General features: G+C 39.2%; 19 protein-coding genes. 17 read left to right on the top strand and 2 right to left on the bottom strand.

Translation table 11 applies throughout. The annotated features are described in order from the left end of the window. The first annotated feature begins 283 nt into the window (after nucleotides 1-283). Complete coding sequence (locus ACPPVU_RS16210) at nucleotides 284-2479, top strand: bifunctional alpha,alpha-trehalose-phosphate synthase (UDP-forming)/trehalose-phosphatase (protein ID WP_426667567.1); 2196 nt, start codon at nucleotides 284-286, stop codon at nucleotides 2477-2479. Between the two features lie 136 nt (nucleotides 2480-2615). Here the strand turns inward: ACPPVU_RS16210 and ACPPVU_RS16205 are convergent, their stop codons facing one another. Further along, nucleotides 2616-4400, bottom strand: coding sequence for a glycoside hydrolase family 15 protein (locus ACPPVU_RS16205; RefSeq protein ID WP_426667566.1), 1785 nt, complete (start codon nucleotides 4398-4400; stop codon nucleotides 2616-2618). Between the two features lie 185 nt (nucleotides 4401-4585). Between ACPPVU_RS16205 and ACPPVU_RS16200 the strand changes: the two genes are divergently transcribed. The 16 genes from ACPPVU_RS16200 to ACPPVU_RS16125 all read left to right on the top strand — a co-directional run bounded on the left by ACPPVU_RS16200 (nucleotide 4586) and on the right by ACPPVU_RS16125 (nucleotide 20345). After that, nucleotides 4586-5221 (top strand): peroxiredoxin, encoded by a 636-nt coding sequence (locus ACPPVU_RS16200; protein ID WP_426667565.1) that lies wholly within the window; start codon nucleotides 4586-4588, stop codon nucleotides 5219-5221. Between the two features lie 144 nt (nucleotides 5222-5365). Beyond that, a complete protein-coding gene (locus ACPPVU_RS16195; RefSeq protein WP_426667564.1) occupies nucleotides 5366-5563 on the top strand; it encodes a cold-shock protein in 198 nt (65 codons plus the stop codon). Nucleotides 5564-5681: 118 nt separating this feature from the next. Then, the gene (locus ACPPVU_RS16190) at nucleotides 5682-6950 is read left to right on the top strand and encodes an MFS transporter (protein ID WP_426667563.1); all 1269 of its coding nucleotides are present in this window, start codon (nucleotides 5682-5684) and stop codon (nucleotides 6948-6950) included. A 63-nt stretch (nucleotides 6951-7013) separates the two neighbouring features. Further along, nucleotides 7014-8246 carry an MFS transporter gene (locus ACPPVU_RS16185; protein ID WP_426667562.1) on the top strand — a complete coding sequence of 411 codons (1233 nt, stop codon included), beginning with the start codon at nucleotides 7014-7016 and terminating at the stop codon, nucleotides 8244-8246. A gap of 102 nt (nucleotides 8247-8348) precedes the next feature. After that, complete coding sequence (gene hemF, locus ACPPVU_RS16180; RefSeq protein WP_426667561.1) at nucleotides 8349-9263, top strand: oxygen-dependent coproporphyrinogen oxidase; 915 nt, start codon at nucleotides 8349-8351, stop codon at nucleotides 9261-9263. Beyond that, on the top strand, nucleotides 9260-9664 hold the full coding sequence (locus ACPPVU_RS16175) for a hypothetical protein (protein ID WP_426667560.1): 405 nt from the start codon (nucleotides 9260-9262) through the stop codon (nucleotides 9662-9664). Before hemF ends, ACPPVU_RS16175 begins: the two co-directional genes overlap by 4 nt. A gap of 174 nt (nucleotides 9665-9838) precedes the next feature. Beyond that, the gene (gene gyrA / locus ACPPVU_RS16170; RefSeq protein WP_426667559.1) at nucleotides 9839-12388 is read left to right on the top strand and encodes a DNA gyrase subunit A; all 2550 of its coding nucleotides are present in this window, start codon (nucleotides 9839-9841) and stop codon (nucleotides 12386-12388) included. 6 nt (nucleotides 12389-12394) lie between these two features. After that, complete coding sequence (locus tag ACPPVU_RS16165; protein ID WP_426667558.1) at nucleotides 12395-13510, top strand: tetratricopeptide repeat protein; 1116 nt, start codon at nucleotides 12395-12397, stop codon at nucleotides 13508-13510. A 6-nt stretch (nucleotides 13511-13516) separates the two neighbouring features. After that, nucleotides 13517-14818: a hypothetical protein gene (locus ACPPVU_RS16160; protein ID WP_426667557.1), complete on the top strand. Its 1302-nt coding sequence runs from the start codon at nucleotides 13517-13519 to the stop codon at nucleotides 14816-14818. 177 nt (nucleotides 14819-14995) lie between these two features. Continuing rightward, entirely contained in the window at nucleotides 14996-15577 is a 582-nt protein-coding gene (locus ACPPVU_RS16155) for a hypothetical protein (RefSeq protein WP_426667556.1), read from the top strand. Next, nucleotides 15577-16299 carry a hypothetical protein gene (locus tag ACPPVU_RS16150; RefSeq protein WP_426667555.1) on the top strand — a complete coding sequence of 241 codons (723 nt, stop codon included), beginning with the start codon at nucleotides 15577-15579 and terminating at the stop codon, nucleotides 16297-16299. Before ACPPVU_RS16155 ends, ACPPVU_RS16150 begins: the two co-directional genes overlap by 1 nt. A gap of 142 nt (nucleotides 16300-16441) precedes the next feature. Continuing rightward, entirely contained in the window at nucleotides 16442-17236 is a 795-nt protein-coding gene (locus ACPPVU_RS16145) for an SDR family NAD(P)-dependent oxidoreductase (protein WP_426667554.1), read from the top strand. A gap of 97 nt (nucleotides 17237-17333) precedes the next feature. Continuing rightward, nucleotides 17334-17822: a DUF4442 domain-containing protein gene (locus ACPPVU_RS16140; RefSeq protein ID WP_426667553.1), complete on the top strand. Its 489-nt coding sequence runs from the start codon at nucleotides 17334-17336 to the stop codon at nucleotides 17820-17822. Continuing rightward, complete coding sequence (locus ACPPVU_RS16135) at nucleotides 17822-18295, top strand: GNAT family N-acetyltransferase (protein ID WP_426667552.1); 474 nt, start codon at nucleotides 17822-17824, stop codon at nucleotides 18293-18295. The genes ACPPVU_RS16140 and ACPPVU_RS16135 overlap by 1 nt, the downstream gene beginning before the upstream one ends. Then, nucleotides 18292-18915, top strand: a complete 624-nt coding sequence (locus ACPPVU_RS16130) for an RNA-binding domain-containing protein (RefSeq protein WP_426667551.1) — start codon at nucleotides 18292-18294, stop codon at nucleotides 18913-18915. Before ACPPVU_RS16135 ends, ACPPVU_RS16130 begins: the two co-directional genes overlap by 4 nt. A 50-nt stretch (nucleotides 18916-18965) precedes the next feature. Further along, nucleotides 18966-20345: an MATE family efflux transporter gene (locus ACPPVU_RS16125; RefSeq protein ID WP_426667550.1), complete on the top strand. Its 1380-nt coding sequence runs from the start codon at nucleotides 18966-18968 to the stop codon at nucleotides 20343-20345. Here the strand turns inward: ACPPVU_RS16125 and ACPPVU_RS16120 are convergent. Further along, entirely contained in the window at nucleotides 20342-21244 is a 903-nt protein-coding gene (locus ACPPVU_RS16120) for a histone deacetylase family protein (RefSeq protein WP_426667549.1), read from the bottom strand. The two genes, ACPPVU_RS16125 and ACPPVU_RS16120, sit on opposite strands and share 4 nt — an antisense overlap. Between the last annotated feature and the right edge of the window lie 3 nt (nucleotides 21245-21247).

The raw sequence follows: 21247 nt of genomic DNA, 5'->3' as shown, positions 1-21247 counted from the left end.
AGATGGCCAAAAAGGAATTGTCATTCTGATCCGCCAATCGGCGGAGAAGAATCTTCTTCATCAGAACTTTACGGCAGAAAATATAGCGCAGTGAACGCTGAAGATTCCTCACTGCGTTCAGAATGACAAAAATGAATTGTGTTGCTCAAATGATAGGCCCTACAAACCGTGCTAAAAAAGTGCTTTATTAGCATGGAAATTAGCTTTTTGCGACCTTCTCAAACGATTTTTAAAACAACTTATGCCTTTTCAGCCTTATTAAAGGTATTACAACAACCTTAATATGTCTAAAACTATAATTGTATCAAATCGTCTGCCGGTAAAGATTACAGAGAATGATGGCGAATATACATTGTCGCCAAGCGAGGGTGGACTGGCTACTGGTCTGGGATCTATTTACAAACAAAATGATAATATATGGCTAGGATGGCCCGGCCTTGAAGTAACAGAAGATAATAAAAAAGAAAAAATTACCGGTCAGCTAAAAGAACAAAGCTTATTACCTGTTTTTTTATCGCAGGAAGAGATTAGTGAATATTACGAGGGCTTTTCAAACGAAGTTTTGTGGCCCGTATTTCACTACTATGCCTCCACTTATGCAAATTACAAGCAATCCAACTGGGATTACTACCAAAAGGTAAATGAAAAGTTCAAAGATGCCGTGCTTAAAGTGGCGCAGCCTGGTGATACCATATGGGTACACGATTATCAGTTAATGCTTTTACCAGCATTGATCCGCAAAGAGCAACCCGATCTTTCGATAGGCTTTTTCCTGCATATACCTTTCCCATCATATGAAATGTTCAGGCTGATACCCTGGCGTGCCGAACTGATACATGGGATATTGGGTGCCGACCTGATCGGTTTCCACACATTTGATGATGTAAGACATTTTTTAAACGCGTCAACAAGGATACTACCTGTAACATCCTCGGCAAATATCATAACTGAGGGCGAACGCTCTATAGTGCTCGAATCATTCCCGATGGGTATTGACGATAAAAAATATACTGAATTACCTCATGATCCCGAAGTAAAGAAAGATATTAAGCTTATACAGGATACTTTTAAAAATACAAAGCTGGTTGTTACAATTGATCGCCTTGATTACAGCAAAGGCATATTACAGCGCCTGCATGTGTTTGAGTACCTGTTACAGCAATATCCCGAGTACAAAGAAAAAATAGCACTTTATATGGTCGTAGTGCCTTCCCGTGACACCGTACCACAATATGTTCAGCTGCGCGATCAGATAGATAAAAAAGTGGGTAGTATTAATGGCGTTTACCGAACAATGGATTGGACGCCCATTCACTACTACTACCGGCCTTTGCCTATCGAATTACTTTCGGCCCTGTATTATACTGCCGATGTATGCCTGGTAACGCCAATGCGCGATGGTATGAATCTTGTAAGTAAAGAATATGTAGCCAGTCGCATTAATAATGATGGCGTATTGATATTGAGTGAGATGGCGGGGGCGTCGAAAGAGCTAATCGATGCGATTATTGTCAACCCAAATAACACCGTAGAAGTGGCTGACGCTATTATTAAAGCTATCAATATGCCGTTGGACGAACAACGCCGGCGAATGGTGGCTATGCGACAAATGGTGTCTAAATTTAATGTTTCGCATTGGGTGAAAATTTTTATGGATAAACTGAAAGAAGTGATACAGTTGCAGCGCTCCATGCAAACACGTTATATCGGCACGGCTACCAAGCAATCTATTGTAAACCGTTATGCCAAAACAAATAAGCGCATTATATTTTTAGATTATGATGGCACGCTGGTCGATTTTAAACCAAATATAGAGCAGGCAACTCCGGATACTGAATTGTATGACATTTTACAACAGTTAACTGAGGACCCTGCAAATCACGTAGTACTCATTAGCGGCCGTAAACATGAGAACCTGGGCGAATGGTTTGGCGATAAAGATATCGACCTGATAGCCGAACATGGCGCATGGTACAAAAAACAGCATGCTAACTGGCATAAATTAGCCGGGCTTTCGGCACACTGGAAACACGATATTTTACCAGTGCTTGAAACTTATGTAGACCGTACACCGGGTACTTTTATTGAAGAAAAATCTTATTCACTGGTGTGGCATTACCGAAAAGCACAAAAAGGGCTTGGCGAATTAAGGGCAGGGGAGTTGATGAACAATCTAAAATATCTTGCTAATGATAAAGGCCTTCAGCTATTACCCGGTGATAAGGTTGTCGAGATAAAAAACATCGAGATCAATAAAGGCAAAGCCGCGTTAACGCTGATCGATAACATCAAATACGATTTTATAATGGCTTTTGGTGATGATTATACGGATGAGGATGTATTTAAAGCATTGCCTGATAGTGCGATCACTATAAAAATAGGCAGTAATTTATCTGCTGCAAAGTTCTATTTAAGATCGCCAACCGAAGCACGGAAAATGTTAAGGTCTCTTACAGAAAACAGCCTTGTAAAGCATTGATCTGTTTGTCATTAGGCATTGGTCATCAGTCATTAGTTTACATAATTATATAGCAACAATTACTAATGACCACTGACCACTGCCCAGTGACTAATGACCAATGACCAATGACCAATGACCAGTGACCAATGACATTCTATAAAAATATCGGCCTGTCCAGCTTCATCGCAATACGATAGGCTGCATTCATCAATCCCACATGGCTGTATGCCTGGGGGAAATTACCCCATTGGCTGCCATTCTCTTCATCAACATCCTCACTGAACAATAACAAGTGATTAGAGAATTGAAGCAGATTTTCGAATTCTTTTAAGGCATCATCTATCCTGCCAACAGCAGCCAGCGCTTCCACGTACCAAAAGGCACATATCAGGAAAGTGGTCTTAGGTTTGCCGAAATCGTCTTTATATAAATATCTGTAAAATAATCCATTAGATGCTTTTAGCTCTTTTTCTAATGCAGCTAAATGATCCTTTGCCCTTTTTGATGCGGGGTCGAGATAATTCATCATGATTAACTGTAATGTACTGGCATCCAGGTTGGGACTGCCCGCCGAATTGGTATAAACTTTTCTTTTAGGATCATAGCAACTTTCGATATGTTTTGCTGCGCGTTTCTTTAAAGAGACAGCCTTACGTACCAGTTGTTTATGGTCGATAGTACGTGCCATTTTTTCAGCAGCACAGGCACCTGCCCACTGGAATAAATTGCTATAACAATGTATGTTTGCCATATTGCGGAACTCCCATATGCCGGCATCTTTTTCATCTATAGTCTTATCTATCTTGTTCAACAAGTATTCTATCCAGCGTGCCGAATCCTTCCGCTCCGAAAATATAAAACGATGATCCGTATAAAGTGGTAGTACCGAAACCAAAACCTGTCCATAAATATCATTTTGAATGTGCTCATAAGCCTGGTTACCAACGCGCACAGGTTGGTTGCCCATATAGCCATCAAGGTTATTTAATATACGTTCCGTTAATGTTTTTTGGCCGGTAATACCATACAAAGGTTGATATCTGAAATCCTCTGAAAATGAAATATCAGTAACATAATTAAAATACTTTTCCATTTCCTCAAAATGACCAATGTGATTCAGCGAAGTAATCACATAATAAGTATCGCGCAGCCAGCAATAGCGATAATCCCAGTTACGCCCACTTCCCGGAAATTCGGGCAAACTGGTAGTACTCGCAGCTATAATGGCTCCAGTATCTTCATACTGGTGTATTTTTAAGGCAAGGGCGGATCGTATTACAAATGGCTGATAAAATGTTGCGATAGAGGAGTGTTTGATCCAGGTTTGCCAATAGCGGACGGTTTCCTGTAAAAAACGATCTGTGGTGCTTATCAATGGTGCTTCCAGCGGTTCACCGTAGGTCATCACCATGTATTTGGGTTCATTCAGCACAAAGGCATGTGATTCGAAAATGTAACTGATCGGTATGTTGGTAGTCAGCCGTATATTTTCGTTCCCGCCCAAATATTGAATATGATTGCTGCCCCGGTTCACCTCAAGCTTGATATCCCCATATTCAGATACAGGTTCACATTTTACTTTTATTCTCGGTGATCCTTCTAACGCCTCTATCTTTCTGACAAGCATTAAAGGCTTATAATAGCGTTGATTTTGATAAAAACGCGGCGCAAAATCCGTTATTCTGTATTTCCCGCCGCTTTTAACGGTTATCTCCGTGATGAGTATGTTGGTGTTTTCCTGGTAATACTGATGCGAGGTGTATTCACCATCCGGTAAAATCGAAAACTCACCGCCTTTTTTCTTGTCCAGTAACCCACCAAAAATAAATGTGCTGTCAAAACGTGGCCAGCAAAGCCAGTCGATGTTTGTGTTTTTATTGATGTGTGCTAAATAGGCGCAATTGCCAATAATTCCTGTTTGATAGGTATGCCGTTCCATTAAGTAAGTAACAGTTTAGTGTCTCAAATAGCATCAACAACAATTTGATTATAATGTTGGTGTAATTTTAATTCTATATTGTATATGTATTTGATAGATATTTTCAATTTTCTATTGATTATATTAACAATCACTGTAACTTTATCATCATATTAAATATTAAATCATACTAAATATTAAACATTATGAGCTTAAAATTAGGCGATGTAGCCCCAAACTTTAAGGCCAAAACATCACAAGGCGAAATAGATTTTCACGAATACCTGGGCAACAGCTGGGGCGTATTATTTTCACACCCTGCGGATTATACACCAGTATGTACCACCGAATTAGGCAAAACAGCATCACTAAAAGATGAATTTGACAAACGAAATGTAAAAGTGATCGCACTAAGTGTAGATTCGGTTGAATCGCACAAAGGCTGGATCAACGATATTAACGAAACCCAGAACGTTGAGGTAAACTTCCCGCTAATAGGGGACGAGAACCGCGAGATCGCTTTGGCGTATGATATGATCCATCCAAACGCCTCATTAACAGCTACTGTACGTTCCTTGTTCGTTATCGCGCCTGATAAAACGATCAAATTGACCATTACTTACCCTGCATCAACGGGAAGAAACTTCCAGGAAATACTCCGCGTGATCGATTCTTTACAGCTTACAGCTAATTACAGTGTAGCTACACCGGCTGATTGGAAGCAGGGAGAAGACGTAATTATAGTCCCTGCAGTTAAAACAGAGGACATTCCGGCTAAGTTTCCGAAAGGTTTTAAAGTGATAAAACCATACCTGAGAACGACTCCGCAACCAAATAAATAATTTTTATTTGTTATATAATAATTTTATATATTTGGAAAACGGGTTAATATTATAATGCTTTCTGATAATTAATACCAATTTTATTTCAGTTTGCCTTAGTTTTTAATCTCTCTAACAATTTTTTTTATTAAGGATAATACTATTATGAAGACTGGAAAAGTAAAATGGTTTAACACACAAAAAGGCTACGGTTTTATCGTAACCGAAGATGGTAAAGACCTTTTTGTACATTTCAAAGATGTACAAGGCGGTGTAAATGCCATTAAGGATAACGATAACGTGCAATATGATGTGGAAGAAGGCAGAAAAGGATTACAGGCGGTAAACGTGAAAAAGATATAATTCATTTATTCTGAATTAAAAGACCTCTGTACGGATACAGGGGTTTTTTTTGTGCCAAAAAAATAATTAGCGGGTATTTAATTAATTACATAAATTACAATAGCTAATTATCACCTTCATGACTGATTCACACACAGTTAAAACCGCCCGCAATATAATCATGCTGGTTATTGTTGCTTCTCTGGGTTATTTTGTTGATATATATGACCTCCTGGTTTTCTCCATAGTAAGGAAAGCAAGCCTGCTTGATATAGGCGTTAGCCCGGATAATGTACTTTCTGAAGGTATATACATCATCAATCTTCAGATGGCAGGATTGCTGATCGGCGGCATATTGTGGGGCGTGATGGGGGATAAATTGGGGCGCATCAAAGTTCTTTTTGGTTCGATATTACTTTACTCCATTGCCAATTTTGCCAACGGTTTTGCACACGATGTAAATACTTATGCCGTGATCAGGTTTATCGCAGGTATCGGTCTTGCCGGAGAGTTGGGTGCAGGTATCACTCTTGTAACCGAAACCATGAGCAAGGAGAGAAGAGGATATGGGGCAATGATCGTTTCGGCAATTGGTCTTTTAGGCGCTTCTGCGGCTGTTTTTGCTGCCCAATTTGGTTGGCGCAATGCCTATTTTATCGGGGGCGGTTTAGGCGTGATATTGCTGTTATTAAGGTTGGGGACTTTTGAGTCAGGCATGTTCAAAAACATAGAACAGACTAAAGTATCAAAGGGCAACTTTTTCATGCTGTTCACCAACTTCAGAAGGTTTAAAAAATATTTATTCTGCATCCTGATCGGGGCACCGTCATGGTTAGTGACCGGGGTGCTTGTTAATTTAGCACCCGAATTTGGAATAGCGCTGCGAGCCAAAGAACCGTTAGATGCCGGACAAGGTGTAATGTACCTGTATATAGGCATTGCCATTGGCGGCATATTTGCCGGCTTATTTTCGCAAATCACTAAATCAAGAAAACTAACGATGTTTGTTTTCCAGGTCCTTTTAATAATTGCTGAAATAGCTTACCTGAGTTCAACAGGCATTACCAACCGGCAGTTTATATGGATTTGCATATTTATGGGCTTTGGCGCCGGCTTTTGGCCAATATTTATAACCATTGCAGCCGAGCAGTTTGGCACAAACATCAGGTCGACAGTTGCTACTACGGTTCCAAATTTTGTAAGGGCTTTACTCATTCCCATCAACTTTGGGTTTATCGCATTCAAAGGCAGCTACGGAATGATAAATAGCGCCTATATTATGATATCAATCCTCAATATTATCGCAATGATATCATTAAGCCAGTTAAAAAAAACTTTTGGTAAAGATCTTAACTATTTGGAAGTGAATGAAGTTGACAATCCAAGCTTAGAGATCAAGCCTGTTTGATGGTATTTTTTTGCTAATGTTTACGAAATACCATTAAATTAGCCCGGCAAATTTATCACTTTTATGACTGATACAGCTTCAAACAAACTTACACGAAACGCCGTTTTTTTGGTTTTAGTAGCCTCATTAGGCTATTTTGTTGATATATACGATCTGTTAATTTTCCTGATTGTAAGGAAACAGAGTTTGTTAGATATTGGGGTTAAACCTGTTGATTTATTGACAAAAGGTATCAATATTGTGAACTGGCAAATGATTGGCCTCCTGCTTGGCGGCATATTGTGGGGGGTACTTGGCGACAAACTTGGTCGTATAAAAGTTCTTTTTGGCAGCATAACCCTATATTCTCTGGCCAATTTTGCAAATGGTTTTGTTCATGATCCGGAAACTTATGCAATTATACGTTTTATAGCAGGGATAGGTCTGGCAGGTGAGCTGGGAGCAGGAGTAACATTAGTAAGTGAAACGTTAAGCAAAGAAAAAAGAGGCTATGGTACGATGATAGTAGCTGCTGTAGGATTGTTTGGTGCAGCAGCAGCAAATATTGTGGCCAAATATGGCTGGAGGGATGCTTATTTCGTTGGAGGAGGATTAGGTATCCTGTTGCTTTTATTACGTATTGGAACTTTCGAATCAGGAATGTTTAAGAATATTAAAGAAACCACAGTATCAAAAGGGAACTTTTTCATGTTGTTTACAAATTGGTCCAGGTTCAAAAAATATCTTTTTTGTATATTAATTGGTGCTCCACTTTGGTATGTAGTAGGGGTATTGATCTCTTTACAGCCTGAATTTGGGGTTGCATTGCATGCTAAAGGAAAACTAAATGCCGGCGACGGAATATTGTATGCGTATATAGCTATTGCAATTGGAGGCGTAGCTGCCGGACTATTGTCCCAATTAACCCGTTCAAGAAAGCTGGCAATGTACGTTTTCCTTACATTATCGGTAATAAGCGTGATAGTTTATCTGCGTGCAGATGGCATGACAAGTAGTGAATATCTATGGCTATGCGCTTTTATGGGTTTTTGCGTGGGGTATTGGACTACATTTATAACCATTGCAGCAGAGCAATTCGGGACAAATATACGATCGACAGTTGCCACTACAGTGCCGAACTTTGTACGTGGATCATTGGTGCCCATTAATCTAGCCTTTCTCGCGTTAAAAGGTCATTATGGAATGATTACCAGCGGATATATCATGATGGCTATACTTAGTATTTTGGCATTATTTTCTGTAAGTCAATTAAAGGAAACATTCGGCAAAGATTTAGATTATCTGGAGGCAGATTAACTAAGCGAGTGTTGTAATCTCACAACTAGTGTCAACACAATTAACTAATAAACCTAATCAACCCAATCTAACTCAATCAACCAAATCCCTATCTTTGCCCCGATGATCAGTAAGGAACAGATAGCAGCAGATTACCAATCGATACAAAACGAAATATGCGCAGCGCTTGAGTTAGCTGACGGTAAAGCACATTTTGAAGAAGAACTATGGGAGCGTGAAGGTGGTGGTGGTGGACGTACACGCATTATCCAAAACGGCAGTATTTTCGAAAAAGGCGGCGTGAATTTCTCCGCTGTTCATGGTCATCTACCCGATACTATGAAAAAGGCCCTGAATGTGGAGCAGGACGATTTTTTTGCAACGGGTGTATCTATTGTAATTCATCCTAACCACCCTATGGTACCCATTATTCACATGAACATCCGGTATTTCGAAATGCCTTCGTCTTTTTCTTCAGGTCAGCCGGTAAGATGGTTTGGCGGAGGTATTGATCTGACACCTCATTATGTGCTTGAAGAAGATGGCCGTTATTTCCATGGGCAATTAAAATCGGTGTGTGATAAATTTAACAACGATTTTTACCACCGGTTCAAGTTATGGGCGGATGATTACTTCTTCATCAAACATCGCAACGAAACACGTGGCATAGGTGGCATATTTTACGACCGTTTAACAGCTAATGAAGAACTTAGCTGGGAACAGCTATTTGAATTTTCAAAAGCAGTCGGTCGTACTTTTGCACCAACCTATTTGGAGTTAGTTGACCGGAACCGGAACAAAGAGTTTAACGAAAAACACCAGGCATGGCAGTACCAGCGCCGCAGCCGTTATGCCGAATTTAACCTGGTATATGATGCAGGAACTCGTTTTGGACTCGAAACCAATGGTCGGATCGAATCTATCTTAATGAGCCTTCCTCCAACAGCGCAGTGGGTTTATAATTATCAACCTATATCCGGAAGTGAAGAAGAAAAAACCCTGAGTTTATTAAAAAAGGGAATTAACTGGATAATATGAAAAAGATAAATATTTTCATATTATCGTTCTTAAGTTTTGCACTGGTATCGTCTTTTACCATGACTGCAACTTTGAAAGGTAGATGGCAATTTGTCGGTGGTATTTATAACGGTAAAAAGGAGGGAGCACCCGTTGGTTATACTTTGCAAAGAAAGTATGATGATTCACATTTTGAAGCCTTTGTTATTGATAGTAATAATAATCCCGAAAAATACGAAGCCGGAAATTATTCATTAAAAGGGGATACCTGTATCGAAACTGAAACTTTCAGCAGTCAACCTTCCAAATTAACCGATGTGCCGGTTTCCTACTTGTACTCCATTCGTAATGACACCCTCACGTTAATGGCCACGTTGCCTGGCGGAATGGTAATTGAGGAGTATTGGAAGAAGTCTAAATAGGTGCCAAAACGGCAATTCCCGAATTGTAAAAAATATTAACTCTTTAGTAATTTTTGATGCAGAATGTTCATAAAATACTGCTGTAAAATGAAGTATTTTCTTAACTTCGCAGGTCATTAAAAAAGCAATTTTTAATGACCGAATTATAAGCGAAGATTCTACAAAAAAATAAAAATGGCTGACGAAACAGGAAACGGCAATCTACCCCCAGAAGACAGAATAATTCCAATAAATATTGATGAAGAAATGCGATCAGCTTACATTGATTATTCAATGTCGGTTATCGTTTCACGGGCATTACCAGATGTTCGTGATGGTTTAAAACCAGTGCACAGGCGTGTTCTTTTTGGCATGCTTGATCTTGGTTTAAACAACAATAAACCCTATAAGAAATCTGCCCGTATCGTCGGTGAAGTGATGGGTAAGTATCACCCGCATGGTGACTCATCTGTATATGACACCATGGTGCGTATGGCGCAGGAGTGGAGCCTGCGATATCCACTGGTCGAAGGCCAGGGAAACTACGGTTCTATTGACGGTGATAACCCTGCGGCAATGCGTTATACAGAGGCAAGGCTTGAAAAGATAGCTGAAGAGATGCTGGCCGATATCAATAAAGATACCATTGATTTCCAATTAAACTTTGACGACTCGCTGCAAGAGCCAACTGTATTACCTGCAAAATTCCCTAACTTATTGGTGAATGGTGCGTCGGGTATTGCAGTAGGTATGGCCACTAACATGGCGCCGCACAATTTATCGGAAGTAATTGATGCTACTATGGCATTGATGGATAACCGCCAGATAGAAGTGACCGAGCTGATGAAATACATCAAGGGCCCGGATTTCCCTACAGGTGGTATTATCTATGGTTATGAAGGAGCAAAGGATGCTTTTGAAACCGGCCGTGGCCGTATTGTATTAAGAGCCCGTGCCGAAATTGAAACTTATAATAACGACCGCGAACGTATTATCGTTACCGAAATACCTTACCAGGTAAACAAAGCGGTGATGATTGAGCGTACCGCCGAACTGGTTAATGATAAAAAGCTGGAAGGCATTACCGCCATTCGTGATGAATCGAATAGAGAAGGTATCCGTATTGTTTATGAAATCCGCAGAGATTCAAATGCAGCTATCGTATTAAACAATTTATACAAGTATACTTCGCTACAAACATCTTTTAGCGTAAATAACATTGCACTTGTGCATGGCCGCCCAATGATGCTAAATCTGAGGGATCTGATCCATCATTTTGTTGAGCATAGATTAGAAGTTATTGTACGTCGTACCCGGTTTGAGCTTGCTGAGGCTGAAAAACGTGCACATATATTAGAAGGCTTACTGATTGCGCTTGACCACCTGGATGAAGTGATCAGATTGATTCGCGCTTCGGATACTCCAGAAGCAGCGCGTGACGGGTTAATGACCCAGTTTGGCCTGAGCGAGATACAGGCACGTGCAATACTGGATATGACTCTAAGAAGGTTAACAGGACTTGAGCGTGATAAGATCAAAGCTGAATATGCTGAGCTGATGAAACAAATAGAATATTTAAAATCTATTTTGGCAGATGAAGGCTTACGTATGCAGATCATCAAAGATGAGCTTACCGAAATAAAGGAAAAATACGGTGATGAGCGCAAAACTGAAATGGTGCACTCATCTGCAGAAATGAATACCGAAGACTTTATAGAGGATGAGGATGTTGTAATCACCATTTCACGAGAAGGTTATATCAAACGTACGCCTTTAACTGAATATCGCAGACAGGGCAGAGGCGGCAAAGGCTCCATAGGCAGCAATAGCCGCGATGCAGATTTTATTGAGCATCTGCTTATTGCTTCTAATCACAATTACATGCTCTTCTTTACCGAGGCTGGTCGTTGCTTCTGGCTCAGGGTATTTGAAATTCCGGAAGGAACACGTACTTCTAAAGGTCGTGCTATCCAGAACATCATCAATATTCCTAAAGAAGAAAATATCAAGGCTTATATCAAGCTAATCAACCTTAAAGATAAAGAGTACCTCGAAAATAACTTCATTATCATGTGTACCCGCAAAGGTACCATCAAGAAGACTTCGCTTGAAGCTTATTCACGTCCGAGGGCCAATGGTATCAATGCAATCAATATCAATGAAGGGGATATGCTGCTGGAAGCGAATTTAACCAGCGGTACCAGCGAAATTGTAATGGCATTGAAATCGGGCAGAGCTATCAGATTTAATGAATCAAAAGTGCGGCCAATGGGACGTACCGCAACAGGTGTTCGTGGTATTACCCTGGATAATGAAACCGATGAAGTAGTTGGCATGATCAGTATCGATGACCCGGAAACAACTGTATTAGTAGTTTCTGAAAAAGGATACGGAAAACGTACTGATATTGATGACTACCGTGTTACCAATCGTGGTGGTAAAGGTGTTAAAACACTTAATGTTACTGATAAAACAGGAAAACTTGTTGCCATAAAAGGTGTTACTGATAAAGAGGATCTGATGATCATCAATAAATCTGGTATCATCATTCGTATAGCCATAAGCGAATTAAGAACAATGGGCAGAGCTACTCAGGGTGTTCGTTTGATTACGCTTAAAGGTGATGACGAGATCGCATCAGTAGCAAAAATTGAACACGATGATTCGGAGGATGAATTACAGGACAATGTTGAAGGAACTGAAAACCCTGATACTGAAACATCAACCGACGAAGAAACTGAATAGAGAAATATGACAGGCCGTAAAGTAATATTACCGCTTCTTATTTTATTATTTATTACATCGTTTGCTTTTGGTCAAACCGAAGAGTTGAAGAATGTGGTGAATAACCTGGCATTCTACAAACAAAAACAGGACCTTAAGTACTTAAGTAATGCCAAAAAATCGGTAGACAGCGTAATGAAAACACATACTGATTCAGTAAACCTGGAAAAGAATGTGTATAAAACAGTTGTCTACTCAAGCATTGCTTATATCGATTCATTAAATAAACTAAAGCAGCCTGACAATTTTTTTGATAAAACCCGCAGCGATCTGGATAAGATAATTGCTGACAAGAGGAATTATAAATATCAACCCGAGATCGATTATTGCAGGCGTTGTATTGCCAATGTTTTTTTGCGCAAGGGCTTTGAGTATATGCGAATATCAGATTATAATAACGCTATTCAAACATTCCAGAAAGCACATAAATACGCACCAGAGTTCAAAAACCTGAATGCTTATATCGCGTACGCCAATAACAGGCTGGGAAATCTTCTTATCGCTGCAAAATACTACAGCGATCTGCTAAAGACCGATAGCACCAAAGCAGAATATATTGAAGCTGCTTCCAATACCTATAAATCAATAGGTGACACTTCAAAAGCTTTACAAATTTTGCAAAAGGGAAGGAAACACCTGCCTGACGATAAATATTTATTGCTTGACGAAGCAAATATTTACAGCAACAAGAGGGACTACCAGGCTCTGGAGCCTCTGTTAGCTCAGTTATTAGATGAAAACCCTAATAATGAGATGATTGCATTTGTTGGAGCAAATTGTTACGATCACTTAAATAAATTTGATAAAGCTGAATCATTATATTTACGCGCTATTGAATTGAATGGTACTGATTATGATCCGGTATATAACCTGGGCATACTTTATTTTAAAACGGGTATACTAAAACATGGCGAGGATAGTAAAAAAGATATCGCAAGAGCAGGGCAGTGGCTTGAAAAAGCAAACGAAATATCCCCTAATGATGTTAAATGTTTGCAGTTATTGCAATTAGTATACACAACAACAGGTAACCAGGATCAAATAGACAAGATAAACACTAAACTTAAATTATTAACTAATTAGTAAAACATGAAAATTAAAGTTTTGATGGCAGCCCTTTTGGGGTTAGTTACAACAACTGCCTTCGCGCAAAAAGGGGAGCTCAGCAATGCTCAAACACAATATGAAAAATATGATGGGCTATCAAGAGCGAACTTTGCACTTGCTAAACCTTCGCTTATGGAGGCCAAAACGTCAATTGACAAGGCTTCAACCAATGCAAAAACAGCCACCTTACCGCAAACTTATGCGTTAAAAGCTGCTATTTATGCGTCAATAGCATATAGAGATACCGTATCGGCAACAGCAGCTACTGAAATCGCCACCGCACAGGAAGCAATAGCAAAAGCTAAGGAAACCGATACAAAAAACGAGTTTTCGAAATTAGTACAACACGCCAACCTTGAATTAGCACAAATTCAGTTGGACAAAGGTGTAAAGGCATACCAAAAGAAAGATTTTACAGGTGCATATGATGCATTCGATTCTGCTCAAAAATTAATACCGGAAGATACTACGGCAATATTATACACAGCCGTTTCAGCATCAAACGCTAAAAATTATTCTGCAGCTATCGCAAATTATAATAAACTTTTGGCTACCAATTATTCCGACAAGGTAAAAGTCTATATTGATATGCCTACCTTATATTTATTAAATAAGGATACTGCAGGTGCTATTAAAGCAGCGGGAGAATCTGTAGCTAAATTTCCCAATAATGCCGATTTGCGCAAAGAAGAAATTGAGGTAAACCTGCAGGCAGGACAAGGAAATGACTTAATTACTAAGATAGACGCAGCTATTAAAGCAGATCCTAACAATAAAGCGTTATATTACTACTCTGGTTTAACTTATTCTCAGTTAGCAGAAGCTTTGCAAAAAGATATCACTAAACTAGAGAAAGCGGATAAAAAAGCTGCTGCACAAGCCAAACCAGGTACGAAATCAGTCCCAAATCCGCAAATAGCTAAGTTACAGCAAACCCGGGCAGATGATTTTGCCAAGGCTGCTGAGGCATATAAAAAGGCATTAGAAATTGATGCTAATTATTTCCCGGCTGTTTTAAATTTAGGTTATGTAACCATGGCACCTGCAATTGACGCTTATAATGCTGCACGTTTTATAAACGATCAAAAAGCTTATGATGCTGCATTAAAAAAATCAGATGCACAATTTGCATTAGCAAAACCATATTTATTGAAAGCAGTTGAATTAGATCCGCAATCACCAGATGCGTTGACCAACTTAAAATCTTATTATTTAGGAATAAGAGATACAAATGGTGCTAATGACGTTCAAAAGAAAATTGATGCTTTGCCTAAAAAGAATTAAATAGGGGAAGCTTATTTAAAGGCCTGTTTTTGCAATAGGCCTTTAAATGTTTAGTATTACTTAACATAATATTAATTATGAGAAAAAATTACAATCAACAATATTTCACTCATAGATAATATTATATTTTAGGTTGATTTAATTTATTAACTTTAATTACCTATTCAAGTGTCACAAATGAATCATAAAGAAATTGAACAAACTATATTAAACGATCCCGAACAAAACTTGGGATTGACTATAACTCATCAACAATTTGTAGACGGGATTAAAGCCAATAAATTGTTTTATACTTTCGTTGGTGAACCATACCAAATTCTTACAGGCGGTAAAAAGCTAGCTTTTAATTTTCTCGTAATTATGTATACAGCAGGCCCTTTGGTGCTTGTAACATTTTTTGCGTTTCATTTTAGTAATTGGTGGCTATTATTCGGCATACTTTTCTCTTACTTAGGATCTGTGTCTGGTGCTTGGAAGTATCATATCCCTGTTTATTTAATGTTGTATTTTATTGGCGAGGCGATTTGGGGGCATTGGCATTTCAAGGATTATGATGACTTTTTTTTCATATGCATGTTTTGGGGATATTTTTGGTTTCGATACGCTGATGAACATCAAAACATTTTTGCCAAGCATGATCTGCTCGATAATGCTGAAATATATGATCGGGCTATTCGGAATAAAAAGCTCATTGTATTGAAAGTCAAAAGCGATGATGATTATCTCGAAGAACTAAAAGGATTGCAAAAAAATATATAATGGAGCAAGTTGTTAAAGATATAAGGTTAGCACAAGCGACAGCTTATAACGATCATGAGAGCATTGTTTTAAAGATTTGGGAAAAAGTAGACGCTTGGATAACATGGTTCGTTGGGTTTTCAATTGGTGGTTTAGCTTTGCTCGCTGGAAATCTTGATAAGCTATCGTGTAAAATTCCGAAGGACGATATTCATCTGATATTTATTTGGCTGTTCATTTCAATCCTTAGCGGCGTCTTTTATCGTTATGTTTATTTATGGTTTTATCGATCCTTGTTATTGATTCATTTTCGCCTGAGAATGGATTTTACTTCAACTGCTTATTTTCCTCCATTCCCTGTTCTAACCCGTAATGAATCGTTCTTTGAACTGGTTATTTTAATTAAAGAATATACAGGCCAAGATTTTAGCAATTTACTCCAATCTTTTATGGATGCAGATCAGGAAAGACGTAGCTTGATCTTTGCCTTTTTAAATGATTTTTATGCGAAATCAGAGCTTAATTATGAACGCCAAAAAAGTGAAGTGTTAAACCACATTAAAGAACGATTTCAGGTTTATCATGGTAAATCAATAGATTCTGTAGAAGACAAAGTTAGATTTAAGAGGCTGTATGGGTGTATCTATTGGTTAATAGTCACCATCGGCGGTTTATTGTTTTTTGCATTCACTATTAGTTTTATCATTGCTCTATGTGTTTTTTGTTTTAATGTTCACGCATGATTCTCAGAAAAAGACTAATCTGATAGCGTTGAAATCAAAAAATTAAGATTTTAATGTCAGTATTGTTCCATCTTTTTGATTTAGAAATTGTATTCAAACTGATAGGTGGTAGCTTAGCATTATATCTAACAATTGAAAATATATGGATCTGCAATTAAATAATAAAAAAGCGCTGGTTACCGGTTCAACCGCCGGTATTGGATATGCTATTGCAAGGCAATTAGCCAATGAAAATGCACACGTATATATTAATGGCCGCACAACTGAGCGCGTTCAGGAAGCTATTAAAAAATTAAAAGATGAAACCTGGAATCAAAATATTGAAGGTTTTGCTGTAGACTTTTCTGACAGCAAACAAATAGATAATTTGATAAAACAACTACCGGATGTCGATATCCTGATAAATAACGTTGGGATTTTTGAACCAAAAGCATTTAAAGATATCCCGGATGCTGATTGGTTCAAATTTTTCGAAGTGAATGTGCTAAGTGGTATCCGTCTGTCGCGAGCTTATTTTGATAAAATGCTGGAGAAAAATTGGGGCCGCATCATCTTTATTTCAAGCGAATCAGCTATACAAATCCCTGCTGAGATGATACATTATGGCATGACAAAAACTGCTCAGCTTGCTATATCACGCGGTTTAGCCGAATTAACTAAAGGCACTAACGTGACTGTAAATACAGTTTTACCAGGGCCGACGGGTTCTGAAGGCGTTGGTGGGTTTATTGAAAACCTGGCAAGAGATCAGAATAAAAGCGTCGATCAGGTCGAAAAAGACTTTTTTCAGCACATGCGGCCATCATCCCTGGTACAGCGTTTTGCCAGTCCGGATGAGATTGCCAATCTCGTAACTTATATAGCAAGTCCTCTATCATCAGCTACTAACGGTGCTGCGCTGCGTGCTGATGGCGGTGTAGTAAGAAGCATAATCTAAAATTACCGATGAGATTGGATACAAATTAGTCTGGTAAAACTCATATTCTTAACTTTTCTTACCATGTTTACCCATAATTTTCGGATATTTAGCCATCATGGTGGTATCCGAAAATGTTTTGAAGTGGGCGATGCGTTTTTATCCCCCCCTCCTGTTTCAGCGCATTTGGGTGATCAGGTTTGAAAAGAACTTTCGCGGCGTGCGGGTCAAGGTAAACAAAAGCCTGATTAACAATAACTACAACAACTCCATTTTTGGCGGTACTATTTTCGCAGGAGCAGATCCGTTTTACCCCTTACTTTTCCATCAGATATTAATACATAAAGGGTATAAAGTCCGGGTATGGCTTAAATCTGCTCAGATAAACTATTTAAAACCAGGGCGAACGGATCTCATTTTCGACATTAAAATAACTGATGATGATATTAACGAGGTTGAGCATGTACTAAACACTGTAGGTAAACATACCAAGGCCTATCCTATTGAAATGTACAATAAGTCTGGGGAATTATGTGTTTCAGTTATGGCTGAAGTATACCTGCGTAATCTACAATATAGTGAAACCAATAACACTGTTGCAATCTGATGAAAGTAATAATTAACGACAAGGCCTTTATTGAAAAAGGGTTTAGCATCTCAACAGATAAAAGTCTGATTGATTTTGAGACCGTTTATAATTACCTGGCTAACGATTCTTATTGGGCACAAGGTATAACGGCTGACAGGCTAAAAAAGGCCATTGAACATTCTATTTGTTTTGGTGTTTATCATGGTAAGAAACAAGCCGGTTTTACCCGTGTAGTGACTGATATGGCCACTTTTGGTTATATTTGTGATGTGTTTATATTGCCCGACTACAGGCGGTTAGGGCTTTCAAAGTGGCTTATGCAAACCATAAGACAGTATCACGAGTTTCAGGGTTTAAGGCGTTGGTCGCTTGCGACACTGGATGCACACGGCTTGTATGAGCAGTTTGGTTTTAAAGAGTTGAGTAAGCCCCAAAATTGGATGGAGATTTTTACACCTTATCAGAAAATAAATCAGGGGGAAGAAAAATGAATATCAAAAAAACGATTTTTGAGGGTGAAGGCGTAACACTTGATTTTAAAAAAACCATTACCAGTTGTGAAAAGATCGCACGTACAATGGTATCGTTTGCCAATAACAAGGGCGGTCGTTTACTTATTGGCGTAGCCGATGACGGGACAATAAAAGGAGTGAAATCAGAAGACGAAGAGCGTTATATGATCACAAAAGCTGCACAAATGTATTCCAAGCCTGCTTTGGAACCGATCTTCGAAGAAATTTATGTAGATGACAAACTGGTTTTAGTGGTTGAAATTGAAGAGAGCAACACTAAACCGCACTATTCGCTGGCCGAAGATGGAAAATGGTGGGTTTATGTGCGTGTAAAAGATAAAAGCGTATTGGCCAGTAAAATAGTAGTTGATGTGCTTAAGCGTTCAACTAATGATAAAGGGGTACTGATTGAATACTCGTCCAAAGAAAAAGCCTTACTGGAATATCTGGAGAAAATGCAGCGTATCAGCATAAAAGAATATTGTGATCTGCTTAAGCTGAGCCGCCGCAATGCACAACGTATTTTGGTTAATATGGTACTTTCAGGCGTCATCCGGATTCATACAACAGAGAAGGAAGAATATTACACGGCTGCTTAAGGGTATTCCATAATTTATTACATTTACGCTCTTCGCCAATTCAGCCATAAATGAACGCGCTTTATCAAAAATACAAGCCCTATTACCGGGACAGCCTTCGGCTTGCCATCCCCGTGGTGATATCACAGATCGGCCATACTCTGGTGCAGACTGCTGATAGTATCATTGTTGGGCACTTTGCCGGCACTATTCCTTTGGCAGCAGTAGCGCTGGTAAATAGCATTTTTGTAATGGCAATGGTGATCGGGCTGGGTTTGTCGTATGGTATTACGCCATTAATTGCCCAGCATAATGGCCGCCATGAGTACGAAGAATGTGGGCAACTGCTTTCAAATAGTTTATTGATTAATAGTATTGCCAGCATAGTTTTATTTGTGCTGATCAGCTTTGGTGCAATGCAATTAATTGGACATTTAGATCAATCTGCTGAAGTTGTGCGCCAGGCAAGACCCTATTTATTCCTGATGGGGATCTCACTTATCCCTCTGATGATATTTAATACTTTTAAGCAATTTGCGGAAGGATTAGGCTTTACAAAACAAGCCATGCTGATCTCTATTTGGGGCAATGCGCTTAATATCTGTCTCGGGATCATATTTGTAAAAGGCATGTTTGGCATTCATCCTATGGGTATCAAAGGTGTTGGCTACAGTACACTGATCGATCGTTGCACGATGGCCGTTGTAATGAGCATTTACGTTTTCAGATCAAAACATTTCAGGATATACCTGAGCAATTTTGCATTGAGCAGCATTAATAAATTACGCAGCATTAAGATATTGAAGATAGGCGCCCCGGTTGCCTTGCAATATACGTTTGAGATAAGTGCCTTTAGTGGTGCTGCAATTTTGATCGGTACTATCAGTCCAATAGCTCAGGCTGCTCACCAGGTTGCCATCAGTTTGGCCTCATTAACTTACATGGCTGCAAGTGGGATTTCAGCTGCGGCAGCTATTAAATCCGGTAACTTTTTTGGAGCCAGGAAGCATCAGGAATTAAGGTTATCGGCGATATCCAATTATCATATCGCCATTGTTTTTATGTCTACAACTGCCATCTTATTTACCTTTGGAAATCACTTGCTTCCGTGGATATATACTTCAGACAATCGTGTTATTATTATTGCAGCACAGTTACTTATCATCGCAGCTTTCTTTCAGTTATTTGATGGAACACAGGTTGTGGGTCTCGGGGTATTGCGTGGTATGGGTGATGTCAACATTCCAACCTTTATAACATTTATCGCTTATTGGATCATTGGTTTACCGATTGGTTACCTGCTGGGGATAAAATTCAATATGGGGGTATCCGGGGTCTGGTATGGATTAGTATTGGGATTGCTGACGGCTTCTATCCTGTTATTTATCCGTTTCCAGATAATCAGCAGGAAACACCAAATTAAATCGACTTTAATTGTCGCGCAGGATTAAAAATACAGATCATGAGCCAACCTATAGGTATTGCAATGCGCATCCACAATAGCTCTGATATCGGTTGAGTACCCCCCTCCCATGCTTACCTGCACCGGAATTTGATGTTTGTGACATTGTTCTAATACGAACCTGTCCCGCTCCTTGCAAGCTTCTTTGCTCAGGCTTAGTTTCCCTAGTTTATCTGTAGCCAATACATCAACCCCTGATAAGTAAAATATAAAATCCGGCTTTTGTTGAGCGATCAATTTCGGAAGAGTTTGTTTTACGATATCCAGATACTCTTTATCACTTGTACCATCCGGTAGAGGAATGTCCAGGTCTGATCGCTCTTTGCGGTAAGGGAAATTATTAGCGCCATGCATCGAAAAAGTGAACACCCTTGGTTCATTTTCAAATATCTGGGCAGTGCCGTTGCCTTGGTGTACATCTAAATCAATTATTAAGATAGATGATGATAAATTATTATGTAGTAAATAGTTAGCTGAAATAGCTTGGTCGTTTAGTAAACAAAAACCTTCCCCCCAATTGGTTCCGGCATGATGCGTGCCACCAGCCACGTTAAAAGCAATACCATGATCAAAAGCAAAGTGGCACCCATCAATAGTTCCTTTGGCGATACGTGTTTCGCGTTCAACCAATTGTGCGGATAAGGGGAAGCCGATGCGCCGTTGTTCTTTTGGTGGCAGGGTAAGATCGCGTAATTGATGCCAGTAATTTTCATCGTGCGTCCAAAGGATAATTTCTTCCTGCGAAGGTTCGGGAGAAAATAAATTAGCCTGGGTAATTATTCCTTCATGGATGAGTTGTGCCGGTATTAATTCATACTTCAGCATCGGGAAGCGATGTCCCTTCGGCAACGGATGGGCGTAAATGGGGTCATAAGCTATCCTCAGCATAAA

This window comes from Mucilaginibacter sp. McL0603, from assembly GCF_049992945.1.
GTDB lineage: Bacteria > Bacteroidota > Bacteroidia > Sphingobacteriales > Sphingobacteriaceae > Mucilaginibacter.
The sequence above is the reverse complement of the archived record's forward strand: the minus strand, read 5'-3'. Positions and strand labels throughout refer to the sequence as shown.